Raw genomic sequence first — 18211 nt, forward strand, 5'->3', positions numbered from 1 at the left:
GAAGCTGAGTGGCGGCGCGCGGCCGGATGCGTTGCGCATCGCGGTGTCGCCGCACGTCCGCCTGCCTTTCGAGTTTGAAGGAAAGGATTGTCGTGTGCGATGAACTTGCTCAATAGTCGGTAGTAGAACGGCTGTGAAGGTTTCGAAAGAAACTGCCGTTAATATTGAATAAGGTTTGGTAACGACTTCGTTGCACGAATTCAGTGAGCCCGATGCAGAACGACTCCCTTTACGAGCGCGCCAGTGAGCGCCATTTCGCCGGCGACCTGCCGCGCGCGCGTCAGTTGTACACGCAATTGCTCGAAGCCGACGCAGCGCACGCGGGTGCGATGTTTCGCCTCGGCGTGATTGGTCTACAGGAAGGCGCGCCGGCCGATGCGATCGGCTGGCTGCAGCGCGCGCTCGCCATCGAGCCCGGTCAGCGGCGCTATCGCGAAGCCCTGGGGCAGGCCTATGCCATGGCCGCGCGCCACGCCGAAGCAGCGCAGATCTATCGCGGTCTGCTGGCGGACGACGCGTCGTCGGCCGATCTCTGGTGCGGGCTCGGCGCGGCGCTGCAGGCGCAGGGTGCGCTGGCGGAAGCGGTGGAGGCGTGGCGCGCGGCACTGGAGCGCGAGGCGAACCGGGCCGACGCCTGGAACAATCTCGGCAATTGTCTGCGTCTGCTGGGCGATTCCGGCGAGGCTCAGGCCGCTTACCGTCGAGCGCTCGCCTTGCAGCCGGGCGATGTCAACGCATTGACGAACCTCGGCACGCTGCTGCAGGAAGCGGGGCAGGACGAGGAGGCGCTCGAAAGCTTGCGCGCCGCGTTGGCGGCTGCGCCGGAAACCGCCGTCGCGATGATCAACCTCGGCGTGCTGCTGACGCGTCTTGAGCGTCTGGACGAGGCATTGCCCCTGCTCGAACGCGCGGTGGCCATCGAACCGCATATGGCGCATGCGGCCTACAACTATGGCGTCGCGCTGCAGGCGCGCGGCCGTTTGCGTGAGGCCGAAGCGCAATATCGCCGCGCGCTGGCGCTTGACGCGGCGCATGCGGAAGCGGCGAACAACCTTGGGAATGTCTGCCGCGATCTCGGCGATTACCCGGCTGCACGCGAAGCGTACGAAACGGCTATCTGCGCCCGGCCGGATTTCGTCGACGCGTTCAACAACGCCGCCAACCTGATGCGCACGCTCGGCAGCCTCGACGAGGCGCAAGCGCTCTTGCGCCAGGCGCTCGACCTCGATCCGTCGCGCTCGGCCACGCTCAACAATCTGGGCAACGTGCTCAAGGACTGCGGGGACCTGGGCGAAGGCATCGAATGCTTTCGCCGGGCCGTGGCGAGCGAACCCGGCAACCTCATCGCGCACAGCAATCTTCTGTACGCGTTGTCGTTCCAGGCCGAAGACCCGCAGGTGATTCTCGACGAGGCGAGACGCTGGTCCGCGCAGCACGAAGCGCCGCTCGGCGTGCAACGCACGCGGGCGGCTTTCGAACCCGCGGCGGGAAGGCGCTTGCGCATCGGTTACGTATCGGGCGATTTTCGTGAGCATTGCCAGGCATTGTTCATGACGCCGCTGTTTGCCCACCACGACCGCACGCGCTTCGAGATTCACGCATACTCGAGCGTGGTCAGGCCCGATGCGACGACCGCACGTCTCGCCGCGCACGTAGACGAGTGGCACGACGTGCGCACGTTGAGCGACGCGGCGCTGGCGGACCAGATCCGTGCGGACGGCATCGATATCCTGGTCGATCTCACGATGCACATGTCCAATGGCCGGCCTCTGCTGTTCGCTCGCAAGCCGGCACCGGTGCAGGTCGCCTGGCTCGCTTATCCCGGTACGACCGGCATCGGCGCGATGGACTGGCGGCTCACCGATCCGTGGCTCGATCCGCCTGCACACGATCGCCACTACAGCGAAAAGTCGTGGCGTTTGCCGCACACGTTCTGGTGTTATGACCCGCTTGCTTCGGAACCCGAAGTGAATGCGCTGCCGGCATCGAGCGCGGGACACGTCACGTTCGGCAGCCTGAACAACCCGTGCAAGCTCACCGATACGACGCTGAACCTGTGGGCCCGTGTATTCGCGCGCTTGCCTGCGGCGCGCCTCGTGCTCATGGCCGCCGAGGGCGAAGCGAGGCGCGGCCTCGTACAGCGGCTTGCGCGGGCAGGCATCGCCCCGGCGCGCGTGCGCTTCCTGCCGTTCCGGCCGCGCACGGATTATCTGCGCAGTTATCACGAGGTCGATCTCGGGCTCGACACGTTGCCGTACAACGGCCACACCACCTCGCTCGACGCGCTGTGGATGGGGGTGCCCGTCGTCACACGCATCGGGCCGACCGTGGCTGGGCGCGCGGGCTTGAGCCAGCTCGCGAACCTCGGTCTTGCCGAATTGGCCGCCGATTCCGACGAGGCATTCGTGGAGACGGCGGTGAGTCTCGCGAACGACTTGCCGCGCCTCGCGAATCTGCGCGCGACGCTGCGCGAACGCATGGTGCACTCGCCGCTCATGGACGGAGAGCGGTTTGCGCGCGGCGTCGAAGCGGCGTACGACGCCATGTGGCGCGCTGCAGCGCAATAGGGCCATCTGGCGCGTAAATACGGGCAACTGGCGGCCGAGACCCAGCCGAACGGCCATCCAGCGTGCTGTATAAATATACAGTAGAATCCTAGCCTGACAGCCAGGGCCGCGCGCCGATTCCCCGCGCGCGCCGCGCTGCAAGTTGCCGGGCCGCGCCGCGTATTTGCCCCATTTCGCGCGCCGTCCGGCCCCACGCGTGTGATCCAGCCGGAATGCCAGCGCAAGTGAGCGAAAACCGATCCATCCGAATCCGTGGTGCCCGCCAGCACAACCTCAAGAACCTCGACCTCGACCTGCACACCGGCGAAATGACGGTCGTCACCGGGCCTTCGGGCTCGGGCAAGTCGAGCCTCGTCTTCGATACGCTTTACGCGGAAGGCCAGCGCCGTTACGTCGAAACCTTCAGCGCCTACGCGCGTCAGTTCCTCGACCGCATGGACCGGCCGCAGGTCGATCGCGTGGACGGTGTGCCGCCCGCCATCGCCATCGACCAGACCAACCCCGTGCGCAGTTCGCGCTCCACGGTCGGCACGATGACGGAGCTCAATGACCACCTGAAGCTGCTGTACGCGCGCGCCGCGAATCTGTTCGACCGCGTCACGGCGCAGCCCGTGCGGCACGACACGCCTGAGACGATTTACGCCGAACTGATGGCGCGTACGGCCGCGGGCGACCCGCGTCTTGTGGTCACGTTTCCGGTCGAGTTGCCCGATACGACCACCGAGGAAGAAGTCGCGCAGTGGCTCTCCGCGAGTGGCTATACGCGCGTGCAGGCGCAGCGCGAGGTGAAGACGGCCGAAGGCACGCGCAAGCTGCTCGACGTCGTCGCCGACCGTTTCCGCATGCAGAATGTGGAGAAGAGCCGCGCGATCGAGGCGATCGAAGCCTCGCTCAAGCGCGGCAGCGGGCGCGTGAACGTCTACGTGCTGGCCAGCAGCGATGACGATGCGCAGGCCGAGCCGCAGATCTGGCGCTTCTCGACGGGGCTGCATTGCCCGGACAGCGATTTACGCTACGCCGATCCGCAGCCCGCGTTGTTCTCGTTCAACTCGGCCTACGGCGCCTGCGACGCGTGCCGCGGTTTTGGCCGCGTGATCGGCGTGGATTGGGGCCTCGTGATCCCCGACGAGCGCAAGACGCTGCGCGGCGGCGCGATCAAGCCGCTGCAAACGCCGGCGTGGAAGGAATGCCAGGACGACCTGATGCGCTATGCCGCGAAAGCCGGCATTCCGCGCGATACGGCATGGTCCGAGCTGACGCAGGCGCAGCGCGACTGGGTCATCAACGGCGCGCCGGACTGGAAGGGCAGCTGGCAAACGCAGTGGTACGGCGTGAAGCGCTTCTTCCAGTATCTGGAGTCGAAGGCCTACAAGATGCACATTCGCGTGCTGCTGTCGAAGTACCGCAGCTACACGCCGTGCGAAACCTGCGGAGGCGCACGCCTGAAAACCGAGGCCCTGCAATGGCGTCTCGGCACGCAGCAGAACGCGGACGACGTGCTCGCGCCATCGGGGCGCTTCCTGCCGCACGGCGTGGACTGGACACGCGCGCAGCTCGAAGCGTTGCCGGGCCTCACCGTGCACGACGTGATGCTGCTGCCGATCGAGCGCATCCGCCGCTTCTTCGACAATCTTTCGCTTTCCTCAGCATTGCTCGACGACGCGCTGAAGCTGCTGCTCGAGGAAGTGCGCACGCGCCTGAAGTATCTCTGCGACGTGGGTCTCGGCTATCTGACGCTCGACCGCCAGAGCCGCACGCTTTCGGGCGGAGAAGTGCAGCGTATCAACCTGACCACGGCGCTCGGCACGTCGCTCACGAAAACGCTGTTCGTGCTCGATGAGCCGAGTATTGGCCTGCATCCGCGCGACCTCAACCGCATCGTCGAAGCGATGCAACGTCTGCGCGACGCCGGCAACACGCTCGTCGTGGTCGAGCACGATCCGTCCGTGATGCTCGCGGCCGACCGCCTCATCGACATGGGCCCCGGCCCGGGCGAGCGCGGCGGCTCGATCGTCTACGACGGCACGCCGAACGATATCCGCTCCTCGGGCACCCTGACGGGCGAGTACCTGGGCGGCCACCGCGCCGTTGCCGACGCTTCGCACTGGGAGCGACGCCCGGTTGACGCGTCCACGCCGAACCTCCTGCTCGAAGGCGCGAGCGAACACAACCTGCGCGACGTGACCGTGCAGATTCCGCTGCAGCGGCTCGTGTGCGTGACGGGCGTTTCGGGCTCGGGCAAATCCACGCTCGTGCAGGACGTGCTCTATCCCGCGCTCGCGCGGCATCTGGGCAAGGCGACGGACGCGCCGGGCACGTTCCGCAAGCTGAGCGGCGCGGAGCAGATCAGCGACGCCGTGTTCGTCGATCAGTCGCCGATCGGCAAGACGGCGCGCTCGAATCCGGCCAGCTATGTCGGCGCGTTCGACGAGATCCGCAAGCTGTTCGCCAAGGCGACGCTCGCGAAGCAGCGTGGGTACACGGCGGGCATGTTCAGCTTCAACTCGGGCGAAGGTCGATGCCCGACTTGCGGCGGCTCGGGTTTCGAGCACATCGAAATGCAGTTCCTGAGCGATGTGTATCTGCGTTGCCCCGATTGCGACGGCAGCCGCTATCGCGCGGAAGTGCTCGAAGTGAAGATCGAGCGCGCGGGCCGCACGCTTTCGGTGGCGGACGTGCTCGACCTCACGGTCAGCGAAGCAGTGCAATGCTTCGCTGAGGACGCCGAAGTATTGCGCGTGCTGCAGCCTATCGTGGACGTCGGTCTCGAATACGTGAAGCTCGGCCAGCCGGTGCCGACGCTGTCGGGCGGCGAGGCGCAGCGCCTGAAGCTCGCGGGGTATCTCGCCGAAACCGCGCAGTCACGCGGCAAGGAAGCGGGCGGCCGCCTCTTCATGTTCGACGAACCGACTACGGGCCTGCATTTCGACGACATCGCCAAGCTGATGCGCGCCTTCGGCAAGCTGCTCGCGGGCGGTCATTCGCTGCTCGTGATCGAACATAACCTCGACGTGATCCGCGCCGCAGATTGGCTGATCGATCTCGGCCCCGAAGGCGGCGACGCGGGCGGCGAAGTGGTGTGCGTCGGCACGCCCGAAGACGTGATCGCGTGTCCGCGTTCGCATACGGGCGCGGCGCTCGAGCGCTACGAAGCCGCGCTTGGCAGCGGCGTCGAACTGCTGGCGGAAGAAGAGGGCGTGGCGCTGCAAACGGCGTTGCGTGCCGCGCAGGCGCGCCGCGACGTGCAGGGCGAGGACGTGGTGCGCATCGTGAATGCGCGCGAGCACAACCTCAAGGCGCTCGACGTCGATATCCCGCACGGCCGCTTCAACGTCATCACGGGCGTGTCGGGCTCGGGCAAGTCCACGCTCGCGTTCGACATCCTCTTTCACGAAGGCCAGCGGCGCTACCTCGAATCGCTCAACGCGTATGCGCGTTCGATCGTGCAGCCCGCGGGCCGCCCCGAAGTCGATGCCGTGTACGGCATTCCGCCGACCGTCGCGATCGAGCAGCGCCTTTCGCGCGGCGGCCGCAAGAGCACGGTCGCCACGACCTCCGAGGTGTGGCACTTCCTGCGTCTGCTTTACGTGAAGCTCGGCGTGCAGCACTGCGTGCATGACGGCACGCCCGTCACGTCGCAGAGCGTCGATGCGATCGTCGCGCAACTGCTGCGCGAGCATCGCGGCCAGCATGTCGGTTTGCTCGCACCGCTCGTCGTCAATCGCAAGGGCGTCTACACCGATCTCGCGAAGTGGGCGAAGGCGCGCGGCAATACGCATCTGCGCGTGGATGGCGAGTTCGTGCCCGTCGCGCCGTGGCCCAAGCTCGACCGCTTCCGCGAGCATACGATCGAGTTGCCGGTGGGCGACCTCGTGATCGAGCCTGAAAACGAGGCGCAATTGCGGACGATGCTCGGCGCGACGCTCGAAGCGGGCAAGGGCATCGTGCACCTGCTCGCGCCACTCGACGGCCTCCATCACGTGCTGGGCAATGGCGGTTCGACGGCGAGCATCGGCGAGGTGAAGGTGCTGTCGACGCGGCGCGCCTGTCCCGTGTGCGGCACGAGCTATCCCGAACTCGATCCGCGTATGTTCTCGTACAACAGCAAGCATGGCTGGTGCACGACCTGCGTAGGCACGGGCCTCGCGCTCACGCGCGAGCAGCGCGCCGCCTATGACGACACGATCGTCGCCGAAGACGGCCGTGGCCGCGAGCAGACCCTGCCTTCGGAAGAGCAGGAACCCGACGGCATGGTCGACGAGCCGTGCCACGATTGCGGCGGCACGCGCCTGAATCCGGTGGCGCGCGCGGTGACGTTCGACGCGCATCCCATCGTCGATGTCGCGCAGTGGACCGTGGCGGATACGCGCCGCTGGATCGATACGCTGAAGCTCAATGGCCGCGACGCGCAGATCGCGCGCGACGTGGTGAGCGAAATCCGCAGCCGACTGCAGTTCCTGGAAGAAGTGGGGCTCGGCTATCTGAGCCTCGATCGCGCCGCGCCGAGCCTTTCGGGTGGCGAGGCACAGCGCATTCGTCTCGCTGCGCAACTCGGCAGTAACTTGCAGGGTGTGTGCTACGTGCTCGACGAACCGACCATCGGCCTGCATCCGCGCGACAACCAGATCCTGCTCGACGCGCTGCGCAGCCTCGGCGAGAAGGGCAACACGCTCGTGGTGGTCGAACACGACGAGGACACGATCCGGCGCGCCGATCACATCATCGACATCGGTCCGAGCGCGGGCAAGCGCGGCGGCCGTGTGGTCGCGCAGGGCAGCGTGGCCGATCTCGCGGCGCAGGCCGATTCGCTCACGGGCCGCTATCTCGCACAGCCGATCCAGCACCCGCTGCAGCCGCGTCGCGAAGTGCGTCCGGCGCGCGCGGGACGCGAGGCGGTGCCGGGCCAATGGCTGACCGTGCACGGCGGCAAGCTGCACAACCTGCGCAACGTCACCGCGCAGATTCCGCTCGGACGTCTCGTGGCGATCACGGGTGTGAGCGGCTCCGGCAAGTCCACGCTCGCGCGCGACGTGCTGCTTTCCAATCTGCTCGACGCCGTGGGGCGTTCGGTGCTGTCTTCGCCTGCCGAGCGCCGCGCGCGCAAGGCGGTGAAGGAGAAAGCGCCGAGCGCGGCGGAGCGCCGGTCGAGCGTGCTCGCGCGCACGAGCGCGAAGCCGAAGCTCGAGGTTTCGCATACGTGGCAGGGCTGCGATTCGATCAGCGGATGGGAAAGCATCGACCGCGTGCTCGAAGTCGACCAGACGCCGATCGGCAAAACGCCGCGCTCGTGCCCCGCGACCTATATCGGCGTATGGGACGCGATCCGCCGGCTTTTCGCCGATACGCTCGAGGCGCGCGCCCGCGGCTATAGCGCGTCCCGTTTCTCGTTCAATACCGGCGACGGACGCTGTCCCGCGTGCGAAGGCCAGGGCGTGCGCACCATCGGCATGAGCTTCCTGCCCGACGTGAAGGTGCCGTGCGACGTGTGCCACGGCCAGCGCTTCAATCCGGAAACGCTTGCCGTGACGTGGCGCGGCAGGAACATCGGCGAAGTGCTGACGATGGAAATCGACGAGGCGGTGGAGTTCTTCGGGTCGATCACGAGCATTTCGCACCCGCTGCAGCTCATGAAGGACGTGGGTCTCGGCTACCTCACGCTCGGCCAGCCTTCGCCCACGCTCTCGGGCGGCGAGGCGCAGCGCATCAAGCTCGTGACCGAACTCTCGAAGGTGCGCGACGACATCACGCGCCGCGGCCAGAAGGCGCCGCACACGCTCTACGTGCTCGACGAGCCCACGGTGGGCCTGCACATGGCCGACGTGGCGCGCCTCATCAGCGTGCTGCACCGGCTTGCGGACGCGGGACATAGCGTCGTCGTGATCGAGCACGACCTCGACGTGATCGCCGAAGCCGACTGGATCATCGATCTCGGGCCCGAAGGCGGCGTGGGCGGTGGCACGATCGTCGCCGCGGCCGATCCCGAAGCGCTCGCGAAGGTGCGGGCGAGCCACACCGGTGCGGCACTCGCGCCCGTGCTGGCGCGTGGCCAGGCTGACGTGAATGCCGCCGAAAGCAAGCCTGCACCAGAGCGGCGCGCAACGGGCGCGGCGGCTTCAGGCTAAAGGAATGGAGCGGGCCGCAGAGGCCCGCTCCGCCTTGAAACCGCTTGATCTGTGCCGCGCGCGCAAGGTATCATCGGTTCCGCTTGCAGCAAACGTTCGCTCACCTGTAGCGGCGTCACCTGAGAGCGGAGCAGCGGACTACAGATCCCCTCCGAACCGGTCGCGGGCTCCATACCCAGGCTACCTCATCAGTGCAGCAAGGCTTCGCAGTTCGTGCGCGAAGCCTTTGTCTTTTCAGGGAAGACCATTCTTTGCCGATCGTTGTATCGGTGCCTTGCCCTTGACGAAGCGAGAGGAATTAATCGATGTTCGACCTCGATGGAGAGGCGCGCGAACGGCTCATCGTGTGGATTCGACGCCGCATGGAAGAGTACGGCATTACGTTCGAAGAGCTTGAAGCGTCTATTGCTGAAAGCGAAAAACTACCCAAGTACCGCGACGCATACGGGAATACGTGGAATGGCGAGGGCGATATGCCGGCCTGGCTGTTGCGCTATAAGCACGCGGGACAGGATATCGAGCATTTTCGCTGCTAGCCATGACGGTGCGTGAGTGCGCGCCGGTGTTGCCCTTCGACCGCCAGACCGTTCGCGGCGCATGCCGCAAAGCCGCACATCGGTGCGGCGCCCAGTATTATTCAGCATAGTTTTAAAATGCCTTTCGGCGCGAGCCGGGATTTAATTGCGCCTCCTAATGTGCCGTGCCGGTTTAGGCGCGCAATGATTTATGCATTCTTTTTTGCTGGCATTTGCGCGCGTAATTAGTCAGCTTTTTTGAAAACTTCGGTTGGCTGCGCGATCAAGCTGCGCGACAATCTCGCCCATTGCGTTCTTGCTACGGCAGGGAGGTAGTCATGGCGATACTCGTGCTGGGCCTCGTGATTTTCATTGGTGTCCATTCGATCCGCATCGTGGCAGGGCCCTGGCGCGCCGCGCAGATCGAGCGCCTGGGTCCGCGTGCCTGGCGAGGCGCGTTCGCGTTGCTCTCCATTCTGGGCTTCGTGCTGATCGTCTATGGCTACGGTCTGTCACGCCGCTACCCCGTGCCGATCTGGCTGCCGCCGTTCTGGATGGCGCATGTCACGGCACTCCTCACCGCCATTGCCTTCATTCTGATCGTCGCGGCCTATGTGCCGGGCAATCACTTCAAGCGCGCGCTCGGCCAGCCGTTCGTGAGCGGCGTCGCGCTTTGGGCGTTCGCGCATCTGCTCGCCAACGGCACGCTCAACGACATCATCCTCTTCGGGGTCTTCCTCGTCTGGGCGTTGTTCGAGCTGCGAGGCGAGAACCGGCGCGACCGAGAAGCCGGGGTGGTCTATCCGCCGGGAGAGGTGTCGCGCGATGCGATCGTCGTCGTGGTCGGGCTCGTCGTCTGGGCCGTGTTCGCCTTCTGGCTGCATGGCGTGCTGATCGGCGTGCGGCCGCTCGGCTGAGTGCGCGGCAGGCCGCGAGCGCACTGCAAAAAAAGAAGCCTGCGCATGGCAGGCTTCACAAGGTACAGCTCGGAGTTCCGCGATCAGATCGCAGTGTCACGATCATAGGGCCAGTTCATGAAAGCCGCGTGAAAGTCCGCGCGATTCGTCTCGCGTGTCCGTTGCTGCATCAAAGATCGAAGAACACCGTTTCCTGTTCGCCCTGCATGCGGATGTCGAACGTGTAGACGATGCTGCCGGCCTGCTCGCTACGGCGCGCGATGAGCGTGTCGCGGCGCGCCGCGGGCACGGCGGAGAGCACCGGGTCCGCGGCGTTGGCGGCGGCTTCGTCTTCGAAGTAGATGCGCGTAAAGGTGTGCGTGAGCATCCCGCGCATCATCACGATCACATTCAGATGCGGCGCTTCGCCGGCGTTCTCGACGCCCGGCTTCACGGTGTGCACGATGAAACGGTGCTGCGCATCCGTGCCCGTGCCCACGCGTGCAAAACCGCGGAAGCCGTCTTTGGCGATTTCCTCGCGCGAAGCCGGATAGCGGCCGTTTGCGTCGACCTGCGAAAACTCGAGCATCGCGTCGAACACGGCGTTGCCGTCGCCGTCGATCACGCGGCCGATCAGCGTGATGTGCTCGCCTGGCGTTTCAGGCCCGACCACGTTGGCCGTGAAGAGGCTCTTCAAATCGAAGTCGTATTGCTGCGGACACAGGCCGTAGGCAAAGTACGGGCCGACCGTTTGCGAAGGCGTTTCCTTGAGGGCCATGGTTCAACGCTCCGTGGGGGTTTGGTTCGGGCCGCGCAGCACGATGTCGAATTCGTAGCCGAGTGCGTAGCCTTCTTCGGTGGTGTCGAGCGAGAAGCGCGAAATCATGCGCTCGCGTGCGTCTTCCGGCGTGCCCTGATAGATCGGGTCGAACGCGAGCAGCGGGTCGCCGGGGAAATACATCTGCGTGACGAGACGCGAGCCGAAGTAGTCGCCGAACAGCGAGAAGTGGATGTGATTCGGACGCCACGCGTTCGGGTGATTGCCCCAGGGATACGCGCCCGGCTTGATCGTGAGGAAACGATAGCGGCCGTCGTTATCGGTGATCGCGCGGCCGGCGCCGAGGAAGTTCGGATCGAGCGGCGCGTCGTGCTGGTCCTGCTTGTGGACATAGCGGCCGGCGGCATTGGCCTGCCAGATTTCGACGAGCGTGTTGCGCACCGGCTTGCCGCCTTCGTCGAGCACGCGGCCCGTCACGATGATGCGCTCGCCGAGCGGCGCGCCATTCCTGGCCGCGTTGCGCGTGAGGTCGTGGTCGAGCGCGCCGAGGTCGTCGGTGCCGTACACGGGTGCATGCTGGTTGCGCAGCTTTTCCTTCAGGGGGATGAGCGGGAGCGTGGGGCCGCGTTTGACCGACGAACGGTACGGCGGATAAACGTACGCGGGATGCGAGTCGAAGTCGCGCGGCGACAGGATGGACTCGTCCATGGGGTGTCTCCTGGGGTGGATTATTGGGGAAGGGCTCGTTGCCTGCAGCGATTTGTCGCTACGAGCCGATGCAGCCACTTTATCCAAAGCGAAAAGTTATGCAAAATGATGTTTTTTCGCACTTCGTATAACGAACCGTTATGCAAAACCGGCTCGCGGACGGACGCGTCAAATTCCGCCATCTCCAGTGTTTTCTTGCCGTGGCGCAGATGGGCAGCGTGCAGCAGGCTGCCGAGAGTCTTTCGGTCACGCAGCCCGCGGTGTCGAAGACGATCGCCGAGCTGGAGCTCGTGCTGGGCGTGAAGCTGTTCGAGCGCGGTCGGCACGGTGCGGTGCCCACCCGCGAGGGGCAGCTTTTCATGCCACACGCGAGCGCCTGCGTGAGCGCGCTGCGCCAGGGCGTGGCCTTGCTCGCGCGCGACGAAGGCGCGGTGGCCGCGACGCTCGATATCGGCGTGCTGCCCACGGTGGCGACGGCGTTGCTGCCCGGCGCGTTGCGTCACTTCGGCGAGGAATGGCCGCGGGTGAGCGTGCGGCTCGTGACGGGCGCCAACACGGAGTTGCTCGAGCGGTTGAAGACAGGGGCAATCAGCTTTGCAGTGGGCCGTCTGGCCGACCCCGAGCGCATGGTGGGCCTGAGCTTCGAGCAGTTGTACAACGAGCCGCTCGCCGTGGTGGTGCGCGCGGGACATCCGCTCGCGCCGGGGGCGGGGCTGCCGGCGCAACTCGCATCGTTTCCGCTTGTGCTGCCGCCGTTCGGCACGTTGATCCGCCAGGCGGCGGACAGTCTGCTCGCCGCCTGGGGGGCGCCGCCGCTGTCGGCGTTCGTCGAGTTGCTATCGGTTTCGGTGGGGCGCGCGCTCGCGCTCGAGAACGACGCGGTGTGGTTCGTGCCCGCCGGTGCCGTCGAGTACGACCTGCGGCGCGGGACGCTGGTGCGGTTGCCGTTGCCTTCTGCGGGCGGCGAGGAGCCGGTGGGGGTGATTCAGCGTACCGATACCCAGCCCACGCCTGCCGGTCGCGCGCTGATCGAGGCGGTGCGGCGTGCGGCGCGCGAGCGCGATGTGCGGCCGGATGGCTCAGCGGCTCCGCGGGCGCGGCGTGCGCGTACCGCAAACCCTTCCGCTGGCAAGCGTTCGCCCGACGCCGGGGGGTGAGGCTTTACGGCTCCAGCAGACCCAACGCCGCGCGCCACATTTAGCTGGCCGTGAGCTTCGTCCTGGCGCGTGACTTCGAGGTTGCCGACGCTTCCGGTGCGACGCCGGGCAGGCGCGCACTCGTTGCCATCCACAGCACTTCGGCGTCTTCTTCGCTCGTCGAAATGGCCGCGTGGCCGGTGCGGCTGTCGAAGTAGAGGCTGTCGCCGGCTTCCAGACACGTGGGCGCGTAAAGCTCCGAATACAGGCACACGCTGCCGCTGATCACGTAGAGAAACTCTTCGCCTTCGTGGCGGCCCCAGTCGTCGAACGCGTCGAGCGAATGCGCGGTGATGCGGATGCGAAACGGCAGCATGGCCTTGTGCGCGAGATCGGTTGCGAGCAACTCCATTTGATAGCCGCGATAGGCGTGGCGTTGACCCGCGCCATTGCGCGTGAGCGCGCGGCGGCCGCCGGCATTGAGCTTGGGCGGGGTGCCGAACAGCTCGGCCAGGTCGATTCTGAGCCCGCCGACGATCTTTTGCAGCACGTCGAAGGTCGGCGACATGAGCCCGTTTTCGACTTTCGACAGGGTCGAGCGCGAGACGCCGCACAGGCGGCTGGCCGTATCGAGCGTCAGCTCCTGGGCGACGCGCGCGGCGCGCACGCGGCGGCCGAGGTCGGTGGTCGCCGTGCTGGCGGATGGGGTGAGCGTGGAATCCATGGGCTACGTTCGAATGCTGACGAAAAGCCCTGGTTGGGCCCCGCGATGTCTTACCGATCATATCAAACGGTTGCCCGCAAGAAACCCTGGACTGGCCTGGCTGGGCCGCGCCGCGACGTCGGCTCGGCGGTATGGGTTAACCCATCGTGGATTGACGCCCTGTTCAATTGCGAATCAAAACGATTCGACTTAACGATATCTAAAAGTTAATCCGCCGATGTTTTAACAAATTTTAAAGATTTCTGGTTTTGATATTAGAGTGACGCCTCAATATGCGTCCATGCGCCGCGGCTCTCACGGATTTTGATATTTATCATTGTAATCAGATGATGTGGATCAAGTGGAGAGAGCAAAATGCATGACGAACGACTGGAGTTATTGCTGGCAATCTCGCGAAGAACGCTCGGGATCGAGAGCTTCGAACTGACCGGGAAGCCGACCGCCGACGCGCACCTCGTGAGCGCGGAGGATATTGGCCGCGCGCTGGAGTCGGCCTATGACGCCGGGCTGATCGTCGGCTACCGCATGGGACGCGTGGAGTGCGAAGAGAACACCTGATTACCGAATGACGCGATTTAGGAGCGGCGCCCTTTAAAGGGGCGCCGTTTTTATTTTGGTTTTGGTTAATACGATAATAAACGTTGCCTGATGAATGGGCGATGTGGCGCCTGACCGGTTCCGACGATTGTCAATCGACGCTTCATCGGCTGCATGACTCCCAGGGTGCCTGCACCTGTTGCCAGGAAAACCTGACCGATCAGACGAGCCGACGCAATGGCGCGAGCGACCAATCGTGCGGCACGCCATGCACGGCGAAAAACCACGCGGCCACCCATGACGCCGCGACGACGATCAGGTCGCAGCGTCCGCTGCGCCACCAGTTCAGCGAATGCCGTTGAAAGATCCACGGCACACCGAGCGGATTGGGCCAGTCCGCGAACAGGTGGATCACGCCTCCGCAAGCGAAGCCGAACGCGGGCGCCGCGAGCGGCACGTGCCCGAGTTTGTGATACGACCACGCGAGCAACGCGATCCAGCCGATGCCCCAGTGCGTGAACGTTCGATGCGTGATCCAGAGGCGCCGCTTCTTGCGCCACCAGGCGACCTCCAGCCAGTCGGGCGCCGATCCGCCCGCGACACCCGCTGCGAACGCGAGCGCGGCGTAGAGATGCCAGGCGCTATCGGCGCCCTGATGCGTGACGATTGCGGCGGCGATGACGCCGGCGGCCCAACCCGTGGCGTGATGTGCGGTGCCTGATGCCATGAAGCGCTGTGTTGCGAAGTCGAAGGGGGCGCAATCTTCGCAGATGTGTCGCCGTTATGACAGGGGTGACATGCGGGCGACTTGCGGTACGTCGTGTGGCGCGTGCGGTGCCCGCGCCAGCCGTTCGCGCGTCAGGTCGTGCAGCGCGCCACGTCGAAGCGCAGTTCTTCTTCAGGCGGATCGTTCGACGCGGAAGCGCCGTGCGTCACGCGAATGACCGAGCCGTGGCCATTCGGCGTGAGCGTGACGAAGTACGACGCGTCCGAGCGCGAGCCTACGCTCAGTTCCGTCGTATTGCCGTCGCGCGAACTGTGCACGTGCGGCAAGCGGTCTTCGAGGCAGCTCGCGACCCACGACGCCGAACGCGCCGACGAAGCGTAGATCATCGGTTCGCCATTCGAAGCAGTGCCGGACGGCGGTGTCGAGCCACAAGCGGCGATGAGTGCGAGCGGAGTCGCGGCGAGAAGTCGTTGCGTGAGCGTTTTCATAGGCGGCGTGACAATATCGAAGCAGCGGATTCTGCCAATGAGTATACGCACCCTGATCTGAATCAAGGCCCACGCAGACGTAAAAAGATGCAACAGTTCACAAGAAAAAACGCACATGCGCTTGTGGCGCATGTGCGTTTCGCAAAGGACAGGCAGCGTGGCGGGTCGCGCCGGGTTTGCCCAACCGCGAGCGATCAGAAGCGGTGACGCAGACCGACTGTCGCGGCCACCTGGTTGTTCGTTGAAGAAGGCGAGAGCGTATTGATCGCAGCGACGTTTGCGATGCCCGAGCCGTCGGCGTTATAGCCGAGCGAGCCCGAAGCGTGCTGGTAGACGCCAGCGAGGTAGACGTCCGTGCGCTTGCTCAACGAGTAGTCGGTGCCGAGCACCACGGTGTGCCACTTCGGGCTGTTGTTGCTGCCGTTGCCGGTGACCGTGCCGTCGGTGAACGTGTAGGAGCCGACGAACGCGAGGGCGGGCGTCAGATGGTAGGCGCCGTTGATTTCATAGTTGTCGACGTGCAGGTTGAGGCCTGAGAGGCCCGGCAGCGGCGCGCTGCCGCCACTCGAGAGACTCTGCATGCCGTCGATCTGCGAGTGTGTCCACACGAAGCCAACTTGTGCCGGGCCGTAGGTGTAGTTCACGCCCGCGCCAAACGAGCGCTGCAGCCGCGCCGAGATGTTCTGGTCGGCCGAGGCCGCGCTGTTCGCGGCGCCGAGGCCGCCGGAGTTGTTTTGTTGCGAGTAGGCGGCCGCGAAGTTCAGCGGGCCGTTGCCGTACGATGCGCCCACGCTCCACGCGCGGCCATTCGCGAAGCCGTTCGCGTCGTTGCTGAAGCCGTACAGGCCGCCGAACTGGAGGCCCGCGTAGTTTGCGCTGGCGTACTTGACCGAGTTCTTGATCGAATAGCTTTGGGCGAGGTTGTCGTTGTCGAACGGGTGGCCCGCGAGATTGTTGCCGTAGCCCGCGCCGGCTTCCGAGAGCGGCGAGAGGTAGTCGACCATCGAGTCGTACTGCCGCCCGAGCGTGAGCGTGCCGAACTTGTCGCTCTTCAAGCCGACGTAGGCCTGGCGGTTAAAGCCGCTGTCGCCGTTCTTGTAGCCGCCGTTGTTGAGGTTGAAGCCGCTTTCGAGGGTGAAGATCGCCTTCAGGCCGCCGCCCAGGTCTTCGGCGCCGCGAAAGCCGAAGTAGTTGTTCGAGAGAGCGCCGCTGCCCTGAGCCCACAGGCTGTGGCCGCCGACGTTGTTCGCGTAGACGATGCCGGCGTCGAGCGAGCCGTAAAGGGTGACGCTGCTTTGCGCATGGGCGCTGATGGCAAATGCACTGAGGACGCCTGCAGCAATGAGTGCTTTTTTCATGTTTTTCTCCGGTCAGAACTTGGGGAATCTCAGGCCGAATATTCTGAAAATCGATTTCGTGCCCGGATGATTCGCAACGAAGTGTAAGCCCGGTATTCGGCGTATTTACGCAAATCGACGCAACAATGCATTCATCTCATTTCGCGATCGGCATTAATCGCCGTAAGTGATTGCATATAAAGACTTTTTCTATTGGATTATCGGGTGCGACAAAATGGTCGATCTGGATAATCCGTTGTGCATCCGCGACGATGCGACAAACCCGCGCAGGAGCTGGCCTAACGCGAATTCAACGCTTTTTCAAGCGCGATTCTTGTCGTTTGGTGAAAGGTACTGTTCCAGATCATGGGCTGAACCCACGCATTGCGCGGCGGTACAATGGCTTCAGCCCTCGACCAAGGGTGGTCTTTTTTCATCTGTTTTTACGCGGCTCTCGGGCCGCGTTTTTTTTGCCCGCAGGAAATTATTTTAAATTAATGCGCAAGGCGGAATGATGCGTTGCGGAAAACGCAATGATTAAAATCACCAGTCGATATTCTGCTTTGGTGGCGCGATAATCCGAACCGGCTGGATAGAAAGACGCGGCGCCCGACGCGCGACGCGATCCGGGTAGAATCTTGCCCTTGCCCCGCGACGGGCAAGTCCCCCGCAGAACCCGATGAAAACCCCGCCATGACCGATTCCTCACCCGCAACCGATTCCGATTTCCCCGCCGATGACCTCGCCGCTGAAGCCGAGGTGATCCAGGAGGCGCGCCTGTGGCGCAAGGACGGCTGGACCGCGCGCGTGATCAAGAATGAGGACGACGACGGCTGGGCCGTCGAAATGATCAAGGACGGCGAGCCTGAGCCTGCACTCGTCGGCCCGTGGACCATGGGCCGTGACAAGAAGAATCCCAAGCCGCTCGACACGTCGGCGTTCAACACGCTCGTGAAGACCGCTTCGGAGGTGCTGCGCCGGCACGAGCAGCAATTGCGCGCACTGCTGCACAAGCGCGTGAGCGTGCAGACCGCCGAAGGCGATGTGGACGTGACGCTCGACATCGTTCCCGACGAGTACGAGCCCTACGGGCTCATCAGCGCGATCGACGCGTTCGGCGAGCAACTCGCTCAGGCGCGCGTCGCGCCGAACTTCAAGCTCACGAAAGCCCGCGCCGAGGCCTGGGCCGAAGGCGGTTTCGGGCGTATCGAATAACGCTCAAAGCCTGCCCGCTTACTCCTGCTTGCAGAAGATCGCTGTTAACAGCGGTCCGGCATGGTGGACGATGGCGTTATTGCCTGCCGCCGTGAGGGCCGCCTGCACCCTCGTCTGGGTGCCGACCACGACGGCGCCGTAGGCGGAAGGGGCGATGGGTGTGCCGTCGCCGGTCTTGAAGAGCGGGTCGTCCTTCTGGAAACCCACGATGGCGAACACGCTGAAGCCATAGGCGGTCATGTGCTGGCCGCGCGCGGGCCAGAATGCGTTGATCGAATTGCTTTCGACCTTCATGGGCTTCGGATCGATCAGGTTTTGCGTGATCAGCCCGGAGATGAAGTCGTGTGCGGACTCGCTGCAGGTCAGCGAATCGTCGATGGCGGCGGCGCGGGCGTTGCCGGCGAGAAGCGTCAGGACAGCGAGAAAAAGGGCGGCAAAGGTAAAGCGTTTCATTACGTGAA

General features: G+C 64.8%; 14 protein-coding genes. 7 read left to right on the plus strand and 7 right to left on the minus strand.

Translation table 11 applies throughout. The annotated features are described in order from the left end of the window. Nucleotides 1-212 precede the first annotated feature (212 nt). The 4 genes from AB4Y43_RS18040 (at nt 213) to AB4Y43_RS18055 (ending at nt 10121) form a co-directional block, all read left to right on the plus strand. Complete coding sequence (locus tag AB4Y43_RS18040; RefSeq protein ID WP_368728432.1) at nt 213-2567, plus strand: tetratricopeptide repeat protein; 2355 nt, start codon at nt 213-215, stop codon at nt 2565-2567. Between the two features lie 224 nt (nt 2568-2791). After that, nucleotides 2792-8689, plus strand: coding sequence for an excinuclease ABC subunit UvrA (uvrA, locus tag AB4Y43_RS18045; RefSeq protein WP_368728433.1), 5898 nt, complete (start codon nt 2792-2794; stop codon nt 8687-8689). Nucleotides 8690-8994: 305 nt separating this feature from the next. After that, nucleotides 8995-9225, plus strand: coding sequence for an H-NS histone family protein (locus AB4Y43_RS18050; RefSeq protein ID WP_069267441.1), 231 nt, complete (start codon nt 8995-8997; stop codon nt 9223-9225). A gap of 317 nt (nt 9226-9542) precedes the next feature. Continuing rightward, nucleotides 9543-10121, plus strand: coding sequence for an NnrU family protein (locus AB4Y43_RS18055; protein WP_069267442.1), 579 nt, complete (start codon nt 9543-9545; stop codon nt 10119-10121). Between the two features lie 169 nt (nt 10122-10290). Here the strand turns inward: AB4Y43_RS18055 and pcaG are convergent, their stop codons facing one another. Next, entirely contained in the window at nt 10291-10878 is a 588-nt protein-coding gene (gene pcaG / locus AB4Y43_RS18060; protein ID WP_069267443.1) for a protocatechuate 3,4-dioxygenase subunit alpha, read from the minus strand. A 3-nt stretch (nt 10879-10881) separates the two neighbouring features. Further along, a complete protein-coding gene (gene pcaH, locus AB4Y43_RS18065) occupies nt 10882-11586 on the minus strand; it encodes a protocatechuate 3,4-dioxygenase subunit beta (protein ID WP_069267444.1) in 705 nt (234 codons plus the stop codon). A gap of 140 nt (nt 11587-11726) precedes the next feature. On the opposite strand from pcaH, the gene pcaQ reads away from it, so the two are divergent. After that, nucleotides 11727-12743 (plus strand): pca operon transcription factor PcaQ, encoded by a 1017-nt coding sequence (gene pcaQ / locus AB4Y43_RS18070; RefSeq protein ID WP_069267445.1) that lies wholly within the window; start codon nt 11727-11729, stop codon nt 12741-12743. A 40-nt stretch (nt 12744-12783) separates the two neighbouring features. Here pcaQ and AB4Y43_RS18075 read toward each other — a convergent pair whose 3' ends face one another. Then, nucleotides 12784-13446, minus strand: coding sequence for a helix-turn-helix domain-containing protein (locus AB4Y43_RS18075; RefSeq protein WP_368728434.1), 663 nt, complete (start codon nt 13444-13446; stop codon nt 12784-12786). Between the two features lie 354 nt (nt 13447-13800). Between AB4Y43_RS18075 and AB4Y43_RS18080 the strand changes: the two genes are divergently transcribed. Continuing rightward, nucleotides 13801-14004, plus strand: coding sequence for a hypothetical protein (locus AB4Y43_RS18080; protein ID WP_342946330.1), 204 nt, complete (start codon nt 13801-13803; stop codon nt 14002-14004). 199 nt (nt 14005-14203) lie between these two features. Here the strand turns inward: AB4Y43_RS18080 and AB4Y43_RS18085 are convergent, their stop codons facing one another. The 3 genes from AB4Y43_RS18085 to AB4Y43_RS18095 all read right to left on the minus strand — a co-directional run bounded on the left by AB4Y43_RS18085 (nt 14204) and on the right by AB4Y43_RS18095 (nt 16556). Further along, nucleotides 14204-14710 carry a metal-dependent hydrolase gene (locus AB4Y43_RS18085; protein WP_368728435.1) on the minus strand — a complete coding sequence of 169 codons (507 nt, stop codon included), beginning with the start codon at nt 14708-14710 and terminating at the stop codon, nt 14204-14206. Nucleotides 14711-14841: 131 nt separating this feature from the next. After that, on the minus strand, nt 14842-15096 hold the full coding sequence (locus AB4Y43_RS18090) for a sugar ABC transporter ATPase (protein ID WP_368728436.1): 255 nt from the start codon (nt 15094-15096) through the stop codon (nt 14842-14844). 296 nt (nt 15097-15392) lie between these two features. Further along, a complete protein-coding gene (locus tag AB4Y43_RS18095) occupies nt 15393-16556 on the minus strand; it encodes a porin (RefSeq protein ID WP_069267450.1) in 1164 nt (387 codons plus the stop codon). Nucleotides 16557-17228: 672 nt separating this feature from the next. On the opposite strand from AB4Y43_RS18095, the gene AB4Y43_RS18100 reads away from it, so the two are divergent. Then, nucleotides 17229-17750 (plus strand): hypothetical protein, encoded by a 522-nt coding sequence (locus AB4Y43_RS18100; RefSeq protein WP_069267451.1) that lies wholly within the window; start codon nt 17229-17231, stop codon nt 17748-17750. Nucleotides 17751-17768: 18 nt separating this feature from the next. Here the strand turns inward: AB4Y43_RS18100 and AB4Y43_RS18105 are convergent, their stop codons facing one another. Next, nucleotides 17769-18203: a hypothetical protein gene (locus AB4Y43_RS18105; protein WP_069267452.1), complete on the minus strand. Its 435-nt coding sequence runs from the start codon at nt 18201-18203 to the stop codon at nt 17769-17771. Between the last annotated feature and the right edge of the window lie 8 nt (nt 18204-18211).

This window comes from Paraburkholderia sp. BR10872 (assembly GCF_040965835.1).
GTDB lineage: Bacteria > Pseudomonadota > Gammaproteobacteria > Burkholderiales > Burkholderiaceae > Paraburkholderia > Paraburkholderia nodosa_A.

Excerpts from the sequence above, each read along its gene's own strand:
- AB4Y43_RS18040 (WP_368728432.1), top strand. The coding sequence starts at position 213 with ATGCAGAACGACTCCCTTTACGAGCGCGCCAGTGAGCGCCATTTCGCC.
- AB4Y43_RS18050 (WP_069267441.1), top strand. The coding sequence starts at position 8,995 with ATGTTCGACCTCGATGGAGAGGCGCGCGAACGGCTCATCGTGTGGATT.
- AB4Y43_RS18055 (WP_069267442.1), top strand. The coding sequence starts at position 9,543 with ATGGCGATACTCGTGCTGGGCCTCGTGATTTTCATTGGTGTCCATTCG.
- pcaG (WP_069267443.1), bottom strand. The coding sequence starts at position 10,878 with ATGGCCCTCAAGGAAACGCCTTCGCAAACGGTCGGCCCGTACTTTGCC.
- pcaH (WP_069267444.1), bottom strand. The coding sequence starts at position 11,586 with ATGGACGAGTCCATCCTGTCGCCGCGCGACTTCGACTCGCATCCCGCG.
- pcaQ (WP_069267445.1), top strand. The coding sequence starts at position 11,727 with ATGCAAAACCGGCTCGCGGACGGACGCGTCAAATTCCGCCATCTCCAG.
- AB4Y43_RS18075 (WP_368728434.1), bottom strand. The coding sequence starts at position 13,446 with ATGGATTCCACGCTCACCCCATCCGCCAGCACGGCGACCACCGACCTC.
- AB4Y43_RS18080 (WP_342946330.1), top strand. The coding sequence starts at position 13,801 with ATGCATGACGAACGACTGGAGTTATTGCTGGCAATCTCGCGAAGAACG.
- AB4Y43_RS18085 (WP_368728435.1), bottom strand. The coding sequence starts at position 14,710 with ATGGCATCAGGCACCGCACATCACGCCACGGGTTGGGCCGCCGGCGTC.
- AB4Y43_RS18090 (WP_368728436.1), bottom strand. The coding sequence starts at position 15,096 with ATGATCTACGCTTCGTCGGCGCGTTCGGCGTCGTGGGTCGCGAGCTGC.
- AB4Y43_RS18095 (WP_069267450.1), bottom strand. The coding sequence starts at position 16,556 with ATGAAAAAAGCACTCATTGCTGCAGGCGTCCTCAGTGCATTTGCCATC.
- AB4Y43_RS18100 (WP_069267451.1), top strand. The coding sequence starts at position 17,229 with ATGACCGATTCCTCACCCGCAACCGATTCCGATTTCCCCGCCGATGAC.
- AB4Y43_RS18105 (WP_069267452.1), bottom strand. The coding sequence starts at position 18,203 with ATGAAACGCTTTACCTTTGCCGCCCTTTTTCTCGCTGTCCTGACGCTT.